Origin of the sequence: Pseudomonas xionganensis (genome assembly GCF_009763245.1) — a bacterium.
In the GTDB taxonomy this organism is placed as follows: Bacteria; Pseudomonadota; Gammaproteobacteria; order Pseudomonadales; family Pseudomonadaceae; genus Aquipseudomonas; species Aquipseudomonas xionganensis.
The window spans coordinates 12,773-29,476 of the sequence record NZ_WKJZ01000004.1 but is presented as its reverse complement, the minus strand read 5'-3'; the positions used below and the strand labels follow the sequence as shown (position 1 = coordinate 29,476).

Sequence of the window (16,704 nt, the reverse complement as noted above, 5' to 3'; positions counted from 1 at the left end):
TCAGCTATCCAGTAACGTGCGGGCAATGGCCTGCAGTTTACGGGTCAGCGAGCCGACCGGCCAGTCGTGCAAGCCCAGGGCGCGCACCGGCCACACGCCATAAACGCTGTTACAGAGCAGGACCTCATCAGCATCCAGCAGCTCGGCATAGTCGATATCCCGCACCTGACACTCGACCCCCAGGGCTCGGGCCTGCTCCAGCAACTCGGCACGCATCACCCCGGCCACGCCACAGCGCGACAGATCGGCGGTGATCAGCACGCTATCCTTGACCAGAAACAGGTTGCTGTAGACGCCCTCGATCACCCGCCCGCTGCTGTCACGCATCAGGCCCTCGGCATGCTCGGCGTCCTGCCACTCGGCCCGCGCCAGCACCTGCTCCAGACGATTAAGATGCTTGAGACCGGCCAGCAACGGCTGTTCGCCCAGGCGCGTGGCGCAGGGGAACAGACGCACGCCCTGCTCGGCATAGGCGGCCGGATAGCTGGGCGGCGGGCTGCCCAGGAGAATACGCCGCGGCTGAGGCGCTGGCGGCGGGCCATAGCCGCGCAAGCCATCACCCCGACTCAGAATCAGCTTGGCCACCCCTTCGTTCAGCTGGCCACAGAAGGCCCGCAACTCGGCCGTCAGCAACGCCAGGTCCAGGGGTATGGCCAGGCGCGCGCAGCCCTCGGCCAGCCGGGCCAGATGACGCTCCGACAACACCGGCTGCGCGGCGCGCACGGCGATGGTTTCGAACAGCCCATCGCCATAGGCCAGGCCGCGGTCCTGCACGGACAGCTGCGTGGCCGGCGCGCCGTCAACCCAGCTCAGCATCAGCCGGCGAACCGACGAAATACCAGCGAGCCATTGGTGCCACCGAAACCGAAGGAGTTGGACAGCGCCACTTTGATCGGCATGGCCTTGGCCTGATGGGCGACGAAGTCCAGATCGCAACCCTCATCCGGCTCATCCAGATTGATGGTTGGCGGCGCCACCTGATCACGGATGGCCAGCACACTGAAGATTGCCTCCACCGCCCCGGCCGCGCCCAGCAAGTGGCCGGTCATGGATTTGGTCGAACTCACCGACAGCTTGTAGGCATGTTCGCCGAATACCGACTTGATCGCGGCCACCTCGGCCTTGTCACCGGCCGAGGTAGAGGTCCCGTGGGCATTGATGTACTGCACCTGATCGGCACTGATACCGGCATCACGCAGGGCGTTGCTCATGCAGCGCGCCGCACCGGCGCCATCCTCGGGCGGCGACGTCATATGGTAGGCGTCACCACTCATGCCAAAACCGATCAACTCGGCGTAGATATGGGCGCCACGGGCCTTGGCATGCTCAAGCTCTTCCAGTACCAGAGCGCCGGCGCCATCGGACAGGACGAAACCATCGCGCCCCTTGTCCCATGGGCGACTGGCCTTGGTCGGCTCATCATTGCGGGTGGACAATGCCCGGGCCGCACCGAAGCCGCCCATGCCCAGGCCACAGGCAGCCATCTCGGCGCCACCGGCGACCATCACATCGGCTTCACCGTAGACGATATTGCGTGCCGCCATGCCAATGCAGTGGGTGCCCGTGGTGCACGCCGTGGCGATGGCGTAGTTGGGCCCCTGCAGCCCAAGATGGATCGACAGGAAGCCGGAAATCATATTGATGATCGAGCCGGGCACGAAGAACGGCGACATGCGCCGCGGCCCCTGCTCATGCAAGGATTTGCAGTTGTTCTCGATATTGGTCAGCCCGCCGATACCCGAGCCCATGGCCACGCCAATACGCTCACGATTGGCATCGGTGACTTCCAGCCCGGCATCACGCATGGCCTGAAAGCTGGCCGCCAGGCCATATTGAATAAACAGATCGAGCTTGCGTGCCTCTTTGGCGGACAGGTACTCCTCGACATTGAAGCCTTTGACCGCACCACCGAATCGGGTGGAGAACGCGGAAAGGTCCATATGCTCAAGCAGGCCGATGCCACTGCGGCCGGCCAAAATACCCTGCCAGCTGCTCGGCACATCGTTACCCAGCGGCGACAGCATGCCCATACCGGTAACCACGACGCGTCTACGCGACACAGCAATCTCCTTTTCTAATTATCAACGCTCATACTGCGCTTAAAGAAAAGCCGCACACCTGATAAGGGAGTGCGGCTTTTCCGAGTCGGGAACCGACGAATACGTCTTAGGCGTGAGCGGTAACGTAGTCGATGGCTTCCTGAACAGTGGTGATCTTCTCAGCTTGCTCGTCCGGGATCTCGGTCTCGAATTCCTCTTCCAGAGCCATCACCAGTTCAACGGTGTCAAGAGAGTCGGCACCCAGGTCTTCGACGAAGGAAGCGCTGTTGGTAACTTCCTCTTCTTTGACGCCAAGTTGCTCGGCAACGATTTTCTTGACGCGTTCTTCGATGGTGCTCATAACTTGTTTTCACTCCTATTGGACAAAACCAGGCTGCTGGTCTGCGGCCAAGTGTATAGAAAGGGTTTTTAGCATTTCAAGCGCAATGCCGGGAGCCCCGGAACCTCACACGATCTGCCTATAAGCCTGTTGCAGCTTTATAACGGATTTTAGACAGCCTCTATGACAGTTTTTCCCGAGCCCTCGTCACATTTAGCTCATATACATCCCGCCATTCACAGGGATAGTAGCCCCTGTGACGTAAGCCGCGCCATCGGAAGCGAGGAAAGCGACCACTTTTGCGATCTCCTCGGCCTGCCCCAAACGGCCCAGCGGAATCTGGGTCAGCAGCGCATCACGCTGCGCATCCGGCAGTTCGCGGGTCATATCGGTGTCGATAAAGCCCGGTGCCACGGCATTTACGGTAATACCGCGGGAGCCGACTTCGCGCGCCAGGGCGCGACCAAAGCCTTCCAGCCCGGCCTTGGCCGCAGCATAGTTGACCTGACCGGCGTTGCCCATGGCGCCCACCACCGAACCGATGTTGATGATGCGGCCGAAACGGGCCTTGGTCATGCCGCGCAACACCGCCTTGGTCAAGCGATAGAGGCTGCTCAGGTTGGTATTGATGACATCGAACCACTCGTCATCCTTCATCCGCAGCATCAGGTTATCGCGCGTGATGCCGGCGTTGTTGACCAGAATCAACGGCTGACCAAGGTGTTGCTGGATATGTTCCAGGGTGCTGGCCACCGATTCGTCATTGCCCACATCCAATACCAGACCTGCACCTTCGATACCGTGCTCCTTGAGGGTCTCGGCAATACGCTCGGCACCGGAAGCGGAAGTCGCCGTACCGATCACGATTGCGCCCTGACGCCCCAGTTCCAGCGCAATTGCCTGGCCAATGCCACGGCTGGCACCAGTTACCAGGGCCACCTTACCTTGCAGACTCATAGCGTTTCTCCTTAATCAGACCAGGGCCGCACGCACAGCGGCGAAAGCGTCCGGGGTATCCAGGTTATGGGTATTGATGCCTTTGACGCAGCGCTTGTTCAAACCAGAGAGCACCTTGCCCGGGCCACACTCGACCAGATCGGTGACACCCTGCTCGGCCAGGCAGACCATGGACTCGACCCAGCGCACCGGGCTGTACAACTGCGCCAGCAGGTCGCGCTGCAGCACGGCCAGATCACTCACCACCGCCGCACTGACGTTCTGTACCAGAGCGATCTGCGGCGCCTGCCAGGCAATCGCCTGAACCGCTTCGGCAAAGCGCTCGGCGGCAGGCTTCATCAGTGCGCAGTGAGACGGCACACTGACCGGCAGCGGCATGGCACGCTTGGCACCGCGCGCCTTGCACGCCTCGACGGCGCGCGCCACGGCGGCGGCGCCACCGGCGATCACCACCTGGCCCGGGGCATTGAAATTCACCGCACTGACCACCTCACCCTGGGCAGCTTCGGCGCAGGCGGCCAGCACATCGGCGTCTTCCAGGCCGAGAATCGCCGCCATACCGCCCTGCCCGGCCGGAACGGCCTGCTGCATCAGCTGTCCACGGTGCTCAACCAGTTTTACCGCGGCAGCCAGGGACAGGCTGCCAGCCGCCACCAGGGCGGAGTACTCACCGAGACTATGGCCTGCCACAAAAGCCGGCTGAGCGCCGCCCTCTGCCAGCCACAGACGCCACAGGGCAATGGAAGCGGTGAGGATGGCCGGCTGGGTCTTGTCGGTCTGATTGAGCTGTTCTTCCGGACCTTGCTGGGTCAAGGCCCACAGATCGTAGCCCAGGGCTTCGGAGGCTTCGGCAAAGGTATCGAGGATCAGCGACTGCTGAGCGCCGTGCTCGGCCAGCATGGCCAGGGACTGGGAGCCCTGACCGGGAAAGACAAATGCGAGGGATGCAGACATGGAGGGAGTCCCTAAAAGTCTTGTCGTCGGAAGAAGGTGTCACTCGGCTTTGCCAAGCGCAAAAAACTGACAGTTGGATGACGGAGCACTGGCCGCGGTCACATCCTATAGCAGATGCTCGCCCAGTCTACCGTGCAAACGTTGCGGCAGATTTTCTTCAATCTCCGCCAATGCTCGGCGAATGGCGCTTTTGAAACCTTCAGGGCCGGCCGCACCATGGCTCTTGATCACGATACCCTGCAGCCCCAGAAAACTGGCGCCATTATGCTGAGCCGGCGCCAATTCCTGGCGTAGACGCCGCAACAGCGGCCGCGCCAACAGACCAATCAGGCGCGCCCCTAGACCGGAGCGGAACTGCGCTTCGATGCGCTGCCCAATCATGCCGGCCAACCCCTCACTGGACTTGAGCAGGATATTGCCGACAAAACCGTCGCACACCACCACATCCGCCTCGCCACGATAGAGCCCATCGCCCTCGACAAAGCCTATGTAGTTGAGTCCTTGAGCCTGCTGCAACAGATTGGCCGCCAGCTTGACCTGCTGATTGCCCTTGATCTCTTCCGTACCCACATTCAGCAAGGCCACCCGCGGCCTGGCCACCCCCAGCACCTCGGCCGCCACCGCCCCCATCACGGCAAACTGGTACAGGTGCTCGGCACTGCAGTCGACATTGGCGCCCAGATCGAGCAACTGACAGCTGCCTGCCTCGGTCGGAATGGCACTGACCATGGCCGGCCGGTCGATGCCCGGCAAGGTTTTCAGCACATAGCGCGATAAGGCCATCAGCGCCCCGGTATTGCCGGCACTGACGCAGGCCTGAGCCCGCCCATCGCGCACCAGCCCCAAGGCCACTCGCATCGACGAATCGGGCTTGCCACGCAGAGCCTGGGCCGGGCGCTCGTCCATGGCGATGATTTCCGCAGCCGGCTCAACACGCAGGCGTGCGCGATCTACGTGCGGATAACGGGCAATCAAGGGTTCGATAAGGGAGGGTTGGCCGACAAGGACCAGGTGCAGCGAGGGGTATTCAGCCAGGCAGGCAATACTGGCTGGAACAATGCAGTGGGGACCGAAGTCCCCACCCATTGCATCAATCGCGATGATCGAGGCGGACAAGGATTACTCGTCAGCGCCCTTGTCGATCACTTTGCGACCACGGTAAACACCTTCCGGCGAAACGTGGTGGCGCAGGTGAACTTCACCGGTGCTCTTCTCAACGGACAGAGCGCTAGCCTCGAGGGCGTCATGGGAACGACGCATGTCACGGGCGGAACGGGATTTTTTGTTCTGCTGAACAGCCATAACTGATTAACTCCTAAACGTTTGGGTCACGCTTTAACTGTGCCAATACACTGAACGGGTTGGACCGCGTTACCTCGTCCTCACTCGACTCGGGCTCTTCGAGGCCGGCCGGTTGCTGGCAATCTTTAGGGTCATGAGCCGGGACAATCGGCAAGGCGAGCAGAAGCTCCTCCTCAACCAACGCCAGCAGATCCAATGGGTCTTCACCCAATTCAAGCACGTCATAGCCTTTCGGCACTGACTGGGTATTCGCACCTTCCTTCACCACAGCGTAATCACAGGCACTGTGGATCGGCAAAGTGACCAGCTCCAGACAACGCTGGCAAACCATTTTGACTTCCGCCTCAAGCTCGCTATGGAAAACCACAGCATTGCGCTCATCACGCTCGAAGACAAACTTCGTGCGTACTGCACCGCCATCATCAGCAAGTGCACCGCAGAGACGCTGCAAATCGATCAGCTGCAGCTCACCTTCAAGGGTGGCGCCACGATCAGCCAACTTGCGCGGATCTACGTGAGGTGGAATCGGTCCATTTGACATAGGCGGCGCATTCTAGGGATGCAACCCGCCGCTGTCAAAGGAAATTCGGCCTGTCCGCCGGCTGGCCGCCCCGCTAAAATCGACGCCCGATTGAAAACCCGGTAAAGGAAAAGCCATGCTGCCGTTGGTACTCGCCTCCAGTTCCCCTTATCGGCGCGAGCTGCTCAGCCGCCTGCGCCTACCCTTCAGCTGCAGCGCACCGGATATTGACGAATCTCCCCTGCCCGCAGAGCAGGCCGACACCCTGGTACGACGCCTGTCCGCACAGAAAGCCCTGACCCTGAGCCACAGCTTTGACAACCACCTGATTATCGGCTCCGATCAGGTGGCCGTGCTCGACAATCAGATCATCGGCAAACCCCACAACTTTGAGCGCGCCCGCGAACAGTTACTGGCCGCCAGCGGTAAGAGCCTGACCTTTCTCACCGGCCTGAGCCTGCTCAACAGCCAGAGCGGCCAGCTACAGACCGATTGCATCCCCTTTACCGTACACTTCCGCCCCCTCAGCGAGGCGCAGATCGAGCGCTATCTGCACGCCGAACAACCCTATGACTGCGCAGGCAGCTTCAAATCCGAAGGCTTGGGCGTAAGCCTGTTTCGCAGCACTGAAGGCAGCGACGCCAATAGCCTGATCGGCCTACCTCTGATCCGCCTGGTGGATATGCTGCAGGCCGCCGGAGTCGAGATCCCCTGAAAGCAAAAGGCCCGGTCACTGACCGAGCCTTTTGCTCTAAAACAGAACAGATCAACGCAAGACCGGCCCCTGAAATCCCATCCACAGAGCCAGACGCTCCGCCACGCTGGAGCCGAAGGCCTTGGCAAAACGATCCAGCGGAGTCTCCTGAACAGTGAAGTCCACCACCTCCTTAACCCCGATCACCTCGCGCGCCACATAGCTGCTGTTGCCGAGGGCATCGATCAACCCCAGCTTCAGCGCTTGTTCACCCGACCAGACCAGACCAGAGAACAGCTCGGGGTACTGATCGGACTTGAGCCGCTCACCGCGCCCCTGCTTGACGCTCGCGATAAACTGTTTGTGGGTGGTTTCCAGCACCTGCTTCCAGAAAAGAGTCTCCTCCTCCTTGGGCGGCTGGAACGGATCGAGAAAGGCCTTGTGCTCACCTGCGGTATAAACGCGGCGATCAACCCCCAGCTTCTCCATCACCCCGACAAAGCCAAAGCCTGCCGCCGTAACACCAATGGAGCCGACCAGGCTGGCCTTGTCTGCATAGATCTCATCCGCCGCACTGGCTATGTAATAGGCCCCTGACGCCCCCAGATCGCTGATCACCGCATACAGCTTGATCGCGGGATACTCCGCACGCAGACGGCGGATCTCGTCATATATATAGCCAGACTGCACCGGACTGCCGCCCGGACTGTTGATGCGCAGGATCACACCCTTGGTATTGCTGTCGGCAAAAGCCGCACGCAGACTGCCCACGACATTGTCGGCGCTGGCCGACTCCTTGTCGGCAATCATGCCGCGCACCTCGATCAGCGCGGTATGCCCACCACCCTTGCCAGCCGTCTCCTGCAAATCCAGCATCGGCGCAAACAATGCCAGAGCGCCAAACAGGTATATAAAGGTCAGCAGCTTGAAGAAAATCCCCCAGCGCCGCGCCCGACGCTGCTCCTGCACACCAGCAAGCAGGGTTTTCTCCAACAGCTTCCAGCTTTTCTCATCCGAATCAGCCGCAGCCGATGCCTTCCATTCATCCGCCATATGCACCCACCTCTACACGCTGCTCTTCCACGCGCCCTGCAAGCCAGGCACGCAACTGGGAAAATTCATTGATCGCCAAGCGCGGTCCATGCTCACGCAGAGCCACCAGAGGCTGAGCCCCATAACCCACCGCCACCGAATCCATACCCGCATGCCGAGCCATCAGCAGATCGAAGGACGAATCCCCCACCATCAGAGCCTGATGCACCGGCACCCGACAATGAGCCAGAATCTCATGCAGCATCAGCGGATCAGGCTTGCTCGCTGTTTCATCGGCACAGCGCGTGACATCGAAATAATCCAGCCAGCCACGCCCAGCCAACACCCGCTGCAACCCATGCCGGGTCTTGCCGGTTGCCACAGCCAGGCGGTAGCCATCGGCGCGAAAGCCATCCAGCGCCTCGGCCACCCCGGCAAACAGAGGCGACGGCTGCGCCTCCAACTGCAGATAGCAATCGCTGTAGCACTGACGAAAACGCTCTATCAGCTGCAGATCATCCAGCTGCGGATAGAGGGTCGCAATGGCCTCGGGCAAACCAAGGCCGATAATCGCCTTGACCTGCTCATCCGTGCAGCGCGCTACACCACAGCTATCGGCTGCCCCATGCATGGCCGTGACAATTCGACCGATTGAGTCGACCAGAGTGCCATCCCAATCAAAAATCAGCAGCTGATAATCAGGCACCGAGTCGCTCCAGGGTCGCGCTCCACATTTCATCCACCGGTGCCGCCAATTCCAGACGACTGCCATCGGGCATCGGCACCACCAGCTCATAGGCATGCAAAAACAGGCGCTTGCCACCCAGAGCGCGAATTTCCTTGGTGAAGTCATCGTCGCCGTACTTGCTGTCACCGGCAATCGAATGCCCGGCATACTGGGCATGCACGCGAATCTGATGGGTGCGCCCGGTCACCGGCTTGGCCTCGACCAGGGTGGCGAACTCACCAAAGCGGCGCAGCACGCGAAATACCGTGAGCGCCTCCTTGCCTTCGGGATTGACCTCGACCATGCGCTCACCCGAGCGCAGATTGCTTTTCAGCAGTGGCGCGTTGATCTGCTTCTTGGCCGTCGCCCAGTGGCCACGCACCAGCGCCATATAGCGTTTGTCGACGCCATCGCCGCGCAGCGCCTCGTGCAGATGGCGCAACATGCTGCGCTTTTTGGCAATCATCAGCAGACCCGAGGTGTCACGATCCAGGCGGTGCACCAGCTCCAGATCCCTGGCATCGGGACGCAACTGACGAAAGGCCTCGATCACCCCGTAATTCAGGCCACTGCCGCCGTGCACGGCAATGCCGGCGGGCTTATTGAGCACGATCAGGGCCTTGTCTTCATAGACAATTGCCGCCTCCAGGCGCTGCAACAGGCCCTGAGCCAGCGGCTCAGGCTCATCGCGCTCGGCCAGGCGCAGAGGCGGCACGCGCACCACATCGCCCGCCTGCAGCTTGTATTCAGGCTTGATCCGACCTTTATTCACCCGCACCTCGCCCTTGCGCAAAATGCGGTAAATCAATGTCTTGGGCACGCCCTTGAGCTGAGTGCGGAGAAAATTGTCGATGCGCTGGCCGGCAAGTTCCGGTGCAACCTCGATCAGCTGAACGCCGGAGGTTGGAGAGGCAGGAGTAGTCATTGCGCGATCATAGCAATTTTTCATGGATTTGAAGCACTTAATCATTGCTGCTATAGTCGGGAACGCCGCCAAAAGCGGCCTGGTCTGCGGATGATCTCCAAAACTGCCATCCCCAACCAACGCAACCCTTTCTGGACGTGAGGCCGTCCGACGGGCTCTTCAGAGATAGACAGGCCGCCAAGGCCGTGAAGCAGTTCGGAAATAAAGCCTTAGCCATGATGCGCGACCATCCCCACTGGACGGCCGCGGTAATAGATAACCCGCTGCGGATTTACGCGAGCGGCACCCGATTTTCAGCGATACGTGTAGGGTGGAGATGCACAACTGTCGGTCTGCGTAGCAATTTGCTTTACACAAGACGCCTCATCTCGTCCGCTACCGACAGCTGATTCCTCCTCCTGACTTAGTGCTTTCTGTCACAACAGCGAGCAGGAGACGTCCGTCGCGGCCCAGCATTACTGGCTGCCGCCGCTAGACACTGGAACGATTTACGACCGTTTCTGACGCGCCTGACACCGACCCTGATTGTCGTGTGTGCCGAACGCCGCTTCCGCCAGCACCGGAAACCGACGGTACTACATGAAAAGAATGCTGATTAACGCAACTCAACCCGAAGAGTTGCGTGTCGCCCTGGTAGATGGGCAAAAACTCTACGATCTGGACATCGAGTCCGGCGCCCGCGAGCAGAAAAAATCCAATATCTACAAGGGTAAAATCACCCGCGTAGAGCCTAGCCTGGAAGCCGCCTTCGTCGATTTCGGCTCGGAACGCCACGGTTTCCTCCCCCTCAAAGAAATCTCCCGCGAATATTTCAGCAAGGCCCCCGAAGGCGGCCGCGTGAATATCAAGGACGTGCTCAAGGAAGGCCAGGAAGTCATCGTCCAGGTCGAGAAAGAAGAGCGCGGCAACAAGGGCGCAGCCCTGACCACCTTTATCAGCCTGGCCGGCCGCTACCTGGTGCTGATGCCGAACAACCCGCGCGCTGGTGGTATCTCGCGCCGTATCGAAGGCGAAGAACGCAACGAACTGCGTGAAGCGCTCAATGGCCTGGTCGCCCCGAGCGACATGGGCCTGATCGTGCGCACCGCAGGCCTGGGCCGCTCCAGTGAAGAAATGCAGTGGGACCTCGATTACCTGCTGCAACTCTGGACCGCCATCAAGGAAGCCTCCCAGGATCGCGCCGCCCCTTTCCTGATCTACCAGGAAAGCAATGTGATCATCCGCGCCATCCGCGACTACCTGCGCCAGGACATCGGCGAAGTGCTGGTCGACAGTGTCGAAGCGCAGCAGGAAGCCCTGAGCTTTATCAACCAGGTGATGCCGCAGTACGCCAGCAAGATCAAGCTGTATGAAGACAGCGTGCCGCTGTTCAACCGTTTCCAGATCGAAAGCCAGATCGAAACCGCCTTCCAGCGCGAAGTGAAGCTGCCCTCCGGCGGCTCCATCGTCATCGACCCGACCGAAGCCCTGGTGTCCATCGACATCAACTCGGCGCGCGCCACCAAAGGCAGCGACATCGAAGAAACCGCCCTGCAGACCAACCTGGAAGCGGCCGAAGAAATCGCCCGCCAGCTGCGCCTGCGTGATATCGGCGGCCTGATCGTCATCGACTTTATCGACATGACTCCGGCCAAGAACCAGCGCGCCGTGGAAGAGCGTGTGCGCGAAGCCCTGGAAGCCGACCGTGCCCGCGTACAAGTGGGCCGCATCTCGCGCTTCGGCCTGCTGGAAATGTCCCGTCAGCGCCTGCGCCCGTCCCTGGGTGAAACCAGCGGCATCGTCTGCCCGCGCTGCAACGGTCAAGGCATTATCCGCGACGTCGAATCGCTGTCCCTGGCCATCCTGCGCCTGATCGAAGAAGAGGCCCTGAAGGACCGCACCGCCGAAGTCCGCGCCCAGGTGCCGATCCCGGTCGCCGCCTTCCTGCTCAACGAGAAGCGCAACTCGATCACCAAGATCGAACTGCGTACCCGTGCGCGCATCGTCATCATCCCCAACGACCACCTGGAAACCCCGCACTTCGAAGTGCAGCGCATCCGTGACGACAGCCCGGAAGCCCAGAGTGGCCAGTCCAGCTATGAAATGGCCGCCGTCGAAGTGGAAGAAGAAAAGCAGTCCGCCGCTACCCGCACCCTGGTACGCCAGGAAGCGGCGATCAAGGCCGCACCACAGCGCCCTGCCCCGAACCCTGCAGCCGCTGCTGCCGAGCCAGTGGCCCCTGCTGCTGCCGAACCGAGCCTGTTCAAAGGGCTGGTCAAATCCCTGGTCAGCCTGTTTGCCAGCAAGGAAGAAGCCAAGCCGGTTGTTATCGAGAAACCCAGTGGCGAGCGCAAGCCACGCAATGACGAACGCCGCAATGGTCGCCAGCAGAACCGCAATCGCGGTGGTCGTCGTGACGAAGAGCGCAAGCCCCGTGAGGATCGCGCACCGCGCGAAGAGCGCGCACCTCGTGAAGAACGCCAGCCCCGCGCCGCCCGCGAGGAACGCGCACCACGCGAAGAGCGTGCACCGCGCGAAGAACGCACCCTGCGCGACGGTGTGGAAGTACGCGAACCGCAGGAAGTCCGCCAGTCGCGCCCACCGCGTGAGGAACGCCAGCCGCGCGAGCGCAAGCCTCGTGAAGAGCGCCAGCCACGCGAACTGCGCGCCCCGCTGGATGCTCCGACTGAGGTAGCACAGAGCGAAGAAGCGGGCAGCGAAGTACGCGCCGAGCGCCCGCAGCGCGAAGCTCGCCAACCCCGCCCGCCTCGCGAAGAGCGTCAGCCACGCAACGAAGCCAGCGCTGCCGATGAGGAAGCACTGAACAGCGATGAGCAGGTGCAGGATGACGAGCAGGACAGCAACGAAAATAGCGAGCGTCCGCGTCGTCGTTCCCGTGGCCAGCGTCGCCGCAGCAACCGTCGCGAGCGTCAACGTGATGCCAACGGCAATCTGATCGAAGGCAGCGAGGAAGGCAGTGAGCAGCCTCAGGCCGCCAGCGAAGAAAGTCAGGATGCCGTCCCAGCCGTGACTGCTGCCGTCGCAGCCACAGTCACTGCCAGCGCCGCCGAACAGGTTGCACCGGCCGAGGCCACTGAAACTCCGGCCGCTCCAGCTGAAGCCAGCAGCGAGACAGCGGAAGTTGCGGTAGCGCAAGCTGCTGTGGAAATCACAGCAGCACCTGAAGCTGTTGCCCAGAGCGAAGCCCCTGCCGCCGCCGAACCAGCCGTTGAGGTGGTAAGCCCAAGCATCGCCAGCGTAGAGCCTACCGCCGAGGTCGTCGACAGCGCACCTGTCGTAGAGGCCGAGTCGGTGCAGGCTGCAGTGACAGCCGCTGAGCCCGCCGCAGTGATTCCGGTAACCCCTGGCCGCGCACCAAACGATCCACGCGAAGTGCGTCGCCGTCAGCGCGAAGCCGAGCGCCTGGCCCGTGAGGCAGCCGCTGCTGCCGACAGCGCAGCGGTTGAGGCACCGACCAGTTCAGCAGCAGCCAGCGAAACCCAGGCTGCCCCTACTGCCGATGCCGCTCAGACCAAGAGTCAGGCTACTGCAGAACCAGAGGCAGCAGCCGAGGCCAGCGAGCCTGCCGAGGCGCAAGCCGAAGCAGCTGCCGAGCAGGATCAGGAAGCGGTGAAACCGCAAGTCTGACGGCTCGCAGGTAAACGAAAAGGGGATGCTTAGGCATCCCCTTTTCGTTGGTGTGTCACTTTAACTCACTGCATTGGCGCCGCAGAACAGTAATGAAGATGCTGGTTACAGCACGTTAGGCTCGATCTCCAGCGCCACCCCGAAGCGTTCGGCAATATCCTCCTGAATACGCCGCGCCAGCGCCAGAAGCTCTCGACCTGTCGCCTGACCGTAGTTGACCAGCACCAGGGCCTGCAGGCGGTGCACGCCGGCATCACCCTCGCGGTAGCCCTTCCAGCCAGCCCGCTCGATCAACCAGCCAGCAGCCAGCTTGACCTGGCCATCAGCCTGGGGATAGGCCACCAGATCGGCATGTTGCAGGCGCAGGAGTTGTGCCTGCGCTGCACCGACCAGTGGATTCTTGAAGAAGCTTCCGGCATTGCCCAGCTGCGCCGGGTCCGGCAGTTTCTCGCTGCGAATGGCACAGATGGCGCGGCTCACATCCGCCGCCGTGGGCGCCGCGATCCCCTGCTCCGCCAGGCGCTGGCGCACCGGGCCATAGTCCAGATGCAGCGCGGCGGTACGGCTCAACTGGAAACGCACACGCAGAATGATCCAACGCCCACTTTCGCGCTTGAACAAACTGTCGCGATAGGCAAAGGCACAGTCCTGCAGGTTGAATTCGCGCAACTCGCCACTCTGTCGATCCAGCGCGCTTAGACCGGCGAAGCAATCCTTAAGCTCGACACCATAGGCACCGATGTTCTGCACCGGCGCCGCACCCACGGTGCCTGGGATCAGGCTAAGGTTCTCCAGCCCGGCAAAGCCCTGCGCCAGGGTCCACAGCACAAAGGGATGCCAGGACTCACCCGCCTGCGCCTCGAGCAGCACCTGCTCGCCATCATCGGCCAAAATACGAATACCGCGACTGGCCATGCGCAGCACCAGCGCCTGTACATCGGCAGTCAGCAGCAGATTGCTGCCACCACCGAGCAGCAGCACCGGCAGCTGGTGAAGGCGAGCATAGTCAAGCGCCTCGACGACCTGCTGGTCGTTTTCGACTTCGACCCAATGACTGGCTCGGGCCTCAACAGCAAAGCTGTTATAGGGCTTGAGCGAGACGTTCTGGCGTACCTGCAGCATCACAGACGCCCCCTGAGCTCAATCAGCAGGGCATCGCAGGCCTGCTCCAATAGATCGAGCACCTGCTCGAAGCCTTCTTCACCGCCATAGTAAGGATCCGGCACCTCATCCAGCGACAACTGGTAGCGACGCAGAAACAGATCCAGTTCTGCGACGGCACTGCCCGGCTGCAATTGCTGCAAATCGCGCAGATTGTTCTGGTCCATGGCCAGCACCAGATCAAAGCGCTGGAAGTCCGCCGCCACCACCTGGCGTGCACGCAGGGCGCTGAGGTCATAGCCGCGGCGCTGGGCCGCCTGACAAGTACGCTCATCCGGCGCCTTGCCCACATGCCAGTCGCCCGTGCCGGCCGAGTCCACCTCGACATATCCAGCCAGCCCGGCTTCACGCAGCTTGTGGCGCAATACACCTTCGGCCGTGGGCGAGCGGCAGATATTGCCCAAACAGACGAACAGAACGCGCATCAGGCCCCCAACAGGCGGCGTACGCGGCCCAGATCTTCCTGGGTATCAACGCCGGCGGGCGGCGCTTGTAGGGCATCGGCCACATGAATACGCACACCATGCCAAAGGGCGCGCAACTGCTCCAGGCACTCGGTGTCTTCCAGCCAGCAAGGGCCCCAAGCAACGAAGTCTTGAAGGAACTGGGCGCGGTAGGCATAGATACCGATATGACGACGGTACGGCACGCCTGCTGGCAGCTGATCACGATTCTGGGCGAAGGCATCCCGCGCCCAGGGCAGCGGCGCCCGACTAAAGGTCAGGGCCAGGCCGGTCTTGTCGCTGACCACCTTGACCACATTGGGATTGAACAGCGCCTGCACATCCTCAATCGGCTCGGCCAGGGTGGCGATGGCCGCCTGCGGGTTGGCCGCCAGGTTATCCGCCACCTGATCAATGATCGCCGGCGGAATCAGCGGCTCATCACCCTGCACATTGACCACGATGGCATCAGGCGCCAGGCCGAGGGCCGTGGCCACCTCAGCCAGACGATCGGTACCGGAGTTATGCTCGGCACGGGTCATCACCACCTGGGCGCCAAAGCCCTGGCACACCTCAACGATGCGTGCATCGTCGGTGGCCACCACCACCTGCTGGGCGCTGCTTTTGCACGCCTGCTCCCAGACATGCTGAATCATGGGTTTGCCGGCAATATCCTGCAGCGGCTTACCCGGCAGACGGCTGGAGGCATAACGCGCCGGAATCACAACGGTAAAGGCAGTGCTCATTTACTTGTCCAGACGTTCGTCAACGGTCAGGGTTCGGGCTTCGCTTTCCAGCATCACCGGGATGCCATCGCGCACCGGGAAGGCCAAGGCGTCAGCCTTGCAGATCAGCTCGCTCTTGTCCGCATTCAGGTGCAAGGGGCCCTTGCACAGGGGACAGGCGAGGATATCGAGCAGTTTCGGGTCCATGGGTAGTCCTTGAATTAAATACAACAGCGCTTGCCCACCAGGCTCTCAGGTGCCGGGCAACAGAGCCTGCAGGCGCTGGTCGAGCCAAGCCACAAAGGCTGCCGACGGCACGGCATCCACCGCCAGGTACCACCAGTCATCCGCGGCGAAGGCTCCGCATTTGACCGCATCCTTTTCCGTCATCAGCACCGGCAGGGCCGGGCTGAAATCCAGCAGTTCGGCGCTGTAGGCGGCATGGTCGGCAAAGGCATGGGCAACAGGCCGCCAGTGTAGCCCTTCGAGGGTCTTGAAGAAACGCTGGGGGTTGCCGATACCGGCCACCGCATGCACGGCCTGCCCCGGGGCAAAATGATCCAGTTCGCGGCGCTCGCCACTGCGCAGATTGACCAATGTCCGTGGCTGCAGGGTGAAGCCATAGCCATCCTGGGGATCGCTGAGCGCACCGTTATACAGCAGCGCATCCACGCTCTGCAGGCGCTCGACCGGCTCACGTAGCGGGCCGGCCGGCAGACAGCGACAATTGCCCAGGCCACGGGCGGCATCGATCAGCACCAGCTCCAGATCCCGGGCCAGGCGGTAGTGCTGCAGGCCATCGTCACTGAGAATCAGGTCCAACGGCTCGGTCGCCAGCAGGGCCGCCACGGCGCGGCCGCGATCCGGGTCGATCATCAGCGGCACACCGCTGCGCTGTACGATCAGCAGCGGCTCATCGCCGGCAACACGGGCGCTCTGATCCGCCCGCACCCGCCAGGGCAGTTGCGGCGGCTCGGCGCCATAGCCACGGCTGACCACACCGACGCGCAGCCCGCGGGCGCGACAGTGCTCGATCAGCCAGAGAATCAGCGGGGTCTTGCCGGTGCCACCGACGGTGATATTGCCCACCACCAGCACCGGTACTGGCGCGCGGTAGATGGCGCCTTCCCCGGCGAGAAAACGCCGGCGGCGACGCTGCACCACCGCACGGTACAGCCACTCCAGCGGACGCAGCAGAAGCAGGGCCGGGTGGCCCTGATACCAGGCGCGGGTCAGACCATCGGCCAGGCTCATACAG

18 protein-coding genes are annotated in these 16,704 nt (G+C 61.9%); 2 read left to right on the top strand and 16 right to left on the bottom strand.

From position 1 onward, the window contains the following. From pabC to GJV18_RS17150, 8 genes are all read right to left on the bottom strand, one after another. On the bottom strand, positions 1–816 hold the full coding sequence (gene pabC, locus GJV18_RS17185) for an aminodeoxychorismate lyase (RefSeq protein ID WP_160347714.1): 816 nt from the start codon (positions 814–816) through the stop codon (positions 1–3). Continuing rightward, on the bottom strand, positions 816–2,060 hold the full coding sequence (gene fabF, locus GJV18_RS17180; RefSeq protein WP_160347713.1) for a beta-ketoacyl-ACP synthase II: 1,245 nt from the start codon (positions 2,058–2,060) through the stop codon (positions 816–818). The genes pabC and fabF overlap by 1 nt, the downstream gene beginning before the upstream one ends. A 106-nt stretch (positions 2,061–2,166) precedes the next feature. Next, positions 2,167–2,400 carry an acyl carrier protein gene (gene acpP / locus GJV18_RS17175; RefSeq protein WP_058066290.1) on the bottom strand — a complete coding sequence of 78 codons (234 nt, stop codon included), beginning with the start codon at positions 2,398–2,400 and terminating at the stop codon, positions 2,167–2,169. A 192-nt stretch (positions 2,401–2,592) separates the two neighbouring features. Beyond that, the gene (fabG, locus tag GJV18_RS17170; RefSeq protein ID WP_160347712.1) at positions 2,593–3,336 is read right to left on the bottom strand and encodes a 3-oxoacyl-ACP reductase FabG; all 744 of its coding nucleotides are present in this window, start codon (positions 3,334–3,336) and stop codon (positions 2,593–2,595) included. 15 nt (positions 3,337–3,351) lie between these two features. Continuing rightward, a complete protein-coding gene (fabD, locus tag GJV18_RS17165) occupies positions 3,352–4,290 on the bottom strand; it encodes an ACP S-malonyltransferase (RefSeq protein ID WP_160347711.1) in 939 nt (312 codons plus the stop codon). Between the two features lie 105 nt (positions 4,291–4,395). Then, positions 4,396–5,406 carry a phosphate acyltransferase PlsX gene (gene plsX / locus GJV18_RS17160; RefSeq protein ID WP_160347710.1) on the bottom strand — a complete coding sequence of 337 codons (1,011 nt, stop codon included), beginning with the start codon at positions 5,404–5,406 and terminating at the stop codon, positions 4,396–4,398. A 3-nt stretch (positions 5,407–5,409) separates the two neighbouring features. Then, positions 5,410–5,592 (bottom strand): 50S ribosomal protein L32, encoded by a 183-nt coding sequence (gene rpmF, locus GJV18_RS17155; RefSeq protein WP_037048542.1) that lies wholly within the window; start codon positions 5,590–5,592, stop codon positions 5,410–5,412. 13 nt (positions 5,593–5,605) lie between these two features. After that, the gene (locus GJV18_RS17150; protein WP_160347709.1) at positions 5,606–6,133 is read right to left on the bottom strand and encodes a YceD family protein; all 528 of its coding nucleotides are present in this window, start codon (positions 6,131–6,133) and stop codon (positions 5,606–5,608) included. A 115-nt stretch (positions 6,134–6,248) separates the two neighbouring features. Here GJV18_RS17150 and GJV18_RS17145 point away from each other — a divergent pair, with 115 nt between their 5' ends. Next, positions 6,249–6,827 (top strand): Maf family protein, encoded by a 579-nt coding sequence (locus tag GJV18_RS17145; protein ID WP_160347708.1) that lies wholly within the window; start codon positions 6,249–6,251, stop codon positions 6,825–6,827. A 51-nt stretch (positions 6,828–6,878) separates the two neighbouring features. Here GJV18_RS17145 and GJV18_RS17140 read toward each other — a convergent pair whose 3' ends face one another. From GJV18_RS17140 to rluC, 3 genes are read right to left on the bottom strand one after another with little or no spacing between them, the layout of a single operon-like run. Beyond that, a complete protein-coding gene (locus GJV18_RS17140) occupies positions 6,879–7,859 on the bottom strand; it encodes a S49 family peptidase (protein ID WP_160347707.1) in 981 nt (326 codons plus the stop codon). Continuing rightward, positions 7,849–8,544: an HAD-IA family hydrolase gene (locus GJV18_RS17135; protein ID WP_178113469.1), complete on the bottom strand. Its 696-nt coding sequence runs from the start codon at positions 8,542–8,544 to the stop codon at positions 7,849–7,851. The genes GJV18_RS17140 and GJV18_RS17135 overlap by 11 nt, the downstream gene beginning before the upstream one ends. Then, positions 8,537–9,490, bottom strand: coding sequence for a 23S rRNA pseudouridine(955/2504/2580) synthase RluC (gene rluC / locus GJV18_RS17130; protein ID WP_160347706.1), 954 nt, complete (start codon positions 9,488–9,490; stop codon positions 8,537–8,539). The genes GJV18_RS17135 and rluC overlap by 8 nt, the downstream gene beginning before the upstream one ends. A 579-nt stretch (positions 9,491–10,069) precedes the next feature. Here rluC and rne point away from each other — a divergent pair. After that, on the top strand, positions 10,070–13,117 hold the full coding sequence (rne, locus tag GJV18_RS17125) for a ribonuclease E (protein WP_160347705.1): 3,048 nt from the start codon (positions 10,070–10,072) through the stop codon (positions 13,115–13,117). A gap of 105 nt (positions 13,118–13,222) precedes the next feature. On the opposite strand, the gene murB is transcribed toward rne, so the two are convergent. From murB to lpxK, 5 genes are read right to left on the bottom strand one after another with little or no spacing between them, the layout of a single operon-like run. After that, on the bottom strand, positions 13,223–14,239 hold the full coding sequence (gene murB, locus GJV18_RS17120) for a UDP-N-acetylmuramate dehydrogenase (protein WP_218572169.1): 1,017 nt from the start codon (positions 14,237–14,239) through the stop codon (positions 13,223–13,225). Then, a complete protein-coding gene (locus GJV18_RS17115) occupies positions 14,239–14,703 on the bottom strand; it encodes a low molecular weight protein-tyrosine-phosphatase (protein WP_160347703.1) in 465 nt (154 codons plus the stop codon). Before GJV18_RS17115 ends, murB begins: the two co-directional genes overlap by 1 nt. After that, a complete protein-coding gene (gene kdsB / locus GJV18_RS17110) occupies positions 14,703–15,467 on the bottom strand; it encodes a 3-deoxy-manno-octulosonate cytidylyltransferase (RefSeq protein WP_160347702.1) in 765 nt (254 codons plus the stop codon). The genes GJV18_RS17115 and kdsB overlap by 1 nt, the downstream gene beginning before the upstream one ends. Continuing rightward, positions 15,468–15,653, bottom strand: coding sequence for a Trm112 family protein (locus tag GJV18_RS17105; RefSeq protein WP_160347701.1), 186 nt, complete (start codon positions 15,651–15,653; stop codon positions 15,468–15,470). Positions 15,654–15,698: 45 nt separating this feature from the next. Further along, positions 15,699–16,700: a tetraacyldisaccharide 4'-kinase gene (lpxK, locus tag GJV18_RS17100; protein WP_160347700.1), complete on the bottom strand. Its 1,002-nt coding sequence runs from the start codon at positions 16,698–16,700 to the stop codon at positions 15,699–15,701. Positions 16,701–16,704: the final 4 nt, after the last annotated feature.

Excerpts from the sequence above, each read along its gene's own strand:
- pabC (WP_160347714.1), bottom strand. The coding sequence starts at position 816 with ATGCTGAGCTGGGTTGACGGCGCGCCGGCCACGCAGCTGTCCGTGCAG.
- acpP (WP_058066290.1), bottom strand. The coding sequence starts at position 2,400 with ATGAGCACCATCGAAGAACGCGTCAAGAAAATCGTTGCCGAGCAACTT.
- fabG (WP_160347712.1), bottom strand. The coding sequence starts at position 3,336 with ATGAGTCTGCAAGGTAAGGTGGCCCTGGTAACTGGTGCCAGCCGTGGC.
- fabD (WP_160347711.1), bottom strand. The coding sequence starts at position 4,290 with ATGTCTGCATCCCTCGCATTTGTCTTTCCCGGTCAGGGCTCCCAGTCC.
- rpmF (WP_037048542.1), bottom strand. The coding sequence starts at position 5,592 with ATGGCTGTTCAGCAGAACAAAAAATCCCGTTCCGCCCGTGACATGCGT.
- GJV18_RS17150 (WP_160347709.1), bottom strand. The coding sequence starts at position 6,133 with ATGTCAAATGGACCGATTCCACCTCACGTAGATCCGCGCAAGTTGGCT.
- GJV18_RS17145 (WP_160347708.1), top strand. The coding sequence starts at position 6,249 with ATGCTGCCGTTGGTACTCGCCTCCAGTTCCCCTTATCGGCGCGAGCTG.
- GJV18_RS17140 (WP_160347707.1), bottom strand. The coding sequence starts at position 7,859 with ATGGCGGATGAATGGAAGGCATCGGCTGCGGCTGATTCGGATGAGAAA.
- rluC (WP_160347706.1), bottom strand. The coding sequence starts at position 9,490 with ATGACTACTCCTGCCTCTCCAACCTCCGGCGTTCAGCTGATCGAGGTT.
- rne (WP_160347705.1), top strand. The coding sequence starts at position 10,070 with ATGAAAAGAATGCTGATTAACGCAACTCAACCCGAAGAGTTGCGTGTC.
- murB (WP_218572169.1), bottom strand. The coding sequence starts at position 14,239 with ATGCTGCAGGTACGCCAGAACGTCTCGCTCAAGCCCTATAACAGCTTT.
- GJV18_RS17115 (WP_160347703.1), bottom strand. The coding sequence starts at position 14,703 with ATGCGCGTTCTGTTCGTCTGTTTGGGCAATATCTGCCGCTCGCCCACG.
- kdsB (WP_160347702.1), bottom strand. The coding sequence starts at position 15,467 with ATGAGCACTGCCTTTACCGTTGTGATTCCGGCGCGTTATGCCTCCAGC.
- GJV18_RS17105 (WP_160347701.1), bottom strand. The coding sequence starts at position 15,653 with ATGGACCCGAAACTGCTCGATATCCTCGCCTGTCCCCTGTGCAAGGGC.
- lpxK (WP_160347700.1), bottom strand. The coding sequence starts at position 16,700 with ATGAGCCTGGCCGATGGTCTGACCCGCGCCTGGTATCAGGGCCACCCG.